Raw genomic sequence first — 3,402 nt, 5'->3', positions numbered from 1 at the left:
AGACGGGGGGCAGGTCGTGCGAACGAGCTCGCGCCGCGGCGTGTGGGCGGGGTTATGGCGGACGAATGATGTGGGTGTCCGCTGGTCGGCCCGTGCCCGGAGGTAATCGAGTTTGACGAAATGACCCGACCCGCCGGTTGCCCCGTCTCCCGCCCGCCTCTCCCGGCTCGGGCGGCCGCAGACCGGAACCGGGAGGGGTGGCGAGACGGTTTCCGCACCGCGGCCCGTGCCCGGGGCTCAAGCCGCCGGGCTGACAAGGCGAAGCCCACTGAAGGGGCTGGGGATTCCGCTCCAAGCGGGCTGCCGGAGCGGATCCGCCTGTGCGTGGTCATCGTAGCCCCTTCAGTGGGCTTACCTACTATTTAGCCCGGCGGCTTTAGCCCCGGGCACGCGCCGAACCGTGGGCTCCTTCCACCAGGGGGTGGGCACCGATCTGCCCCAGCCCGTTGCAGCGAGCGTTCCTCGTCAGCCCGATGGTGGACCCCAGGTCGATACCAGGCGCCGGGATCCCGGCAGCAGCCATTCGAAGTTCCGACGAAAATGCGGGACCATGCCGGGCGCGGCTCGTGCCACGCCATACCAACGCGGCGGCTGTGGCCGCCCCACGCCAAAGCCGGCTTCAACCAGCTTGTGCGGATAATGTTCGCGTGAGCCTGCCAAGACCCGCGCGGGGTGGGGCGCGGTCGCGCAGCCGGATCGGGTTGCTTGACACCCGGGTGGGTTACGAGTAGAGTCAGCGTTGAAAAAAGTTTTTCAACAATCGCCCAGGGGCGAGTGCGCATCTGTGGAGGAACGATGCCGGGGGGAGCGGGAACACCGCCTGCCGCCGACGACGAACCAGCCGAGGTGATGGTGGTCGAGGAGCTCGACCAACTCCGCATCCTCGCCAATCCGCTCCGGGCCGCGATCATCCAGGAGATCATCCCGGCTGCGCGCACGGTCGCCGAGGTGGGCGAGGCGCTCGGCATCAGCCCTACCAAGCTCTACTACCACTTCCGTGAGCTGGAGATGGCCGGGCTCATCCGGTCCGTCCCCGTGCGTGAGGGCCAGGCGCACCAACGCTACCGGGCCGTCGCTCGCTTCTACCAGTTGTCGTCCCGGCTCCTGCACGCGAACGGCGCGTCGGAGACGCAGAGCGCGACGGCAGAGTTCGCCATCGGTGCAGTCGATTACGTCGCGGCGCAACTGCGCCGCGCCTTCAACGAGGGCAGCATTGCCCGAACACCGGATGTGGTGACCGTGCAACGGCGCACGGCCCGCATGTCGGTGGCAGAGGCCCAGCAGTTCGTCGACCGGCTGCGCGAGCTGGCCAGCGACTTCGAGAAGGCCGACCGGCCGGACGGCGAGATCACGGTCGAGCTGGGACTCGCGTTGTTCCCGCGCCCGAGTCAGCCCGCGGTCAACGGCGACCAGGCGGTGCATCGCGCGCGGCGCTTCCCACAGCGTCAGCGTGGACGGAGTCCGCGTTCCAAACGGTAGTTGGGTGTACCCGCGGGTATGCATGGTTGAGGAGGACGTACGAGAATGGGCGTTCAGGACCCGCGCGCGGGGGACGCGCAGGCGGTTGATCTGCTGGGGAGCCAGTTGAGCCGGCGGCGACTGGTCCGCTTGCTGGCGACGGCGCCGGTGGTGGCCGGCGTCAGCTCGATCCTCGCCGCTTGCGGCGGGGGCGATTCCACCTCAGATGGTGGTAGCAGCGGCGACTCCGGCAGCGGCAGCGGCGGCTCGTCGGCCACGCCGTCCGGCACGGCCGACAGCGGGAGCGGCGGTTCCAGCGGCGCGCCGAAGCAGGGTGGGCGGCTGATCATCGGGCGGAGCGGCGACTCCGACAGCCTTGACCCGCAGCACACCATCGCGTCGATCTCCTGGCAGGTCTTCCAGCACATCTACGACCCGCTGATCGGCCGGAACCTGGATCTCGAGTATGAGGGCGTCCTGGCCGAGCGGTGGGAGGTCTCCGAGGACGGCAAGGAGATCACCTTCACCATCCGCAAGGGGATCAAGTTCCATGACGGGACGGATCTGACGCCGGAGGCGGTGGCCTTCAGCTTCACCCGGCTGATGGACCCGGCGACGAACGCGCCCGCCGCGTCCTGGATCACGCCGCTGCAGAAGACCGAGGCGGTCGACGACACGACCGTCAAGATGACGCTCTCCGAGGCGTTCGCCCCGCTGCTCGGCAACATCAGCAGCGCCTACTTCGGCATCGTCTCGCCGGCCGCCGTCGAGAAGTACGGCGAGGACTTCGGCCAGAACCCGGTCGGCACCGGTCCCTACAAGTTCAAGGAGTGGATCGCCGGGGAGAGCATCACGCTCGAGCGGAACCCGGACTACCAGAACTTCCGCACCACGTCGGAGAACAAGGGCGCTCCGTACCTCGACGAGATCGTCTTCCGCAACATCCCCGAAGAGCAGACGCAGGTGGCTTCGATGGAGACGGGCGAGATCAATTGCCTCCTGTCGGTGCCGCCGCATCAGGTCAAGAACTTCCAGCAGAACGACGATCTCCAGGTGTACATCCCCGAGGCGAGCACCAGCATCGCCTTCATCGAGTTCCACATGATGGACCCGGGGCAGGAGTACGGCCAGGTCTACAAGCCGCCGTTCGACGACGTCCGCGTGCGGCAGGCGGTGGCGTATGCCATCAACGCCGACGAGATCATCGAGAGCGTCCTCGACGGTCTGGCCACGCGCAACTACGGCCCGATGCCGACCGGTAACTACGGCTACACGCCGGACATCAAGCAGTACGGCTACGACTACGACCCGGAGAAGGCCAAGAGCCTGCTCGAGGAGGCGGGCTGGGTCGCCTCCGGCAACGGCCCGCGCCAGAAGGACGGCCAGCCGCTGGAAGTGCTGCTGTGGACCTGGAACGCGAGCACGCAGGAGCGTGTGGCGCAGGTGATCCAGAACCAGCTCAACCAGGTCGGCTTCGACGTCAAGCTGGAGACGATGGAGGTCGCGACCGTCCTGGCGCGGCTGGGCCAGCCGGACGATCCGTCCCACTTCGACCTGATGTCGTGGGGTTGGTCGGAGTCGGACCTGCTCTACATGATGACCGACACCGAGAGCGGCATCGGCTGGTACCGCCCGAAGGAGTACCGTGACCTGGTCGAGGAGGCCCGCCGGGTGACCGAGCTGGAGGAGCGCGGTCGCCTCTACTTCGAAGCGATGAAGATCATGCTGCGCGACTGCGCCATGGTTCCGCTCTGGAGCCAGGTCGCCGTGGTCGGCACCCGCGCCGAAGTCAAGGGCATGAAGCTCGACGGCCAGGGGTACCCCATCTTCCACGACGTCTACATCGAGGCTTAGTCCGACCGGGAAGTCCCGGCAGGGGCGGGGAACATCCCCCCCCCCCCCCGGGGCGAGGGGGGGGGGGGGCTTCGCCCCGATAAAAACGGG

General features: G+C 67.8%; 2 protein-coding genes. Both read left to right on the top strand.

The window, feature by feature from the left end:
• Positions 1 to 795 precede the first annotated feature (795 nt).
• Entirely contained in the window at positions 796 to 1,479 is a 684-nt protein-coding gene (locus tag IRZ30_RS16540) for a helix-turn-helix domain-containing protein (RefSeq protein ID WP_294086754.1), read from the top strand.
• Positions 1,480 to 1,524: 45 nt separating this feature from the next.
• Positions 1,525 to 3,312 carry an ABC transporter substrate-binding protein gene (locus IRZ30_RS16535; protein ID WP_294086752.1) on the top strand — a complete coding sequence of 596 codons (1,788 nt, stop codon included), beginning with the start codon at positions 1,525 to 1,527 and terminating at the stop codon, positions 3,310 to 3,312.
• The last annotated feature ends 90 nt before the right edge of the window (positions 3,313 to 3,402 follow it).

It is taken from the genome of Sphaerobacter sp. (genome assembly GCF_019683595.1).
Lineage (GTDB): Bacteria > Chloroflexota > Chloroflexia > Thermomicrobiales > Thermomicrobiaceae > Sphaerobacter.
This window is presented reverse-complemented; position numbering and strand designations above follow the sequence as displayed.

Excerpts from the sequence above, each read along its gene's own strand:
- IRZ30_RS16540 (WP_294086754.1), top strand. The coding sequence starts at position 796 with ATGCCGGGGGGAGCGGGAACACCGCCTGCCGCCGACGACGAACCAGCC.
- IRZ30_RS16535 (WP_294086752.1), top strand. The coding sequence starts at position 1,525 with ATGGGCGTTCAGGACCCGCGCGCGGGGGACGCGCAGGCGGTTGATCTG.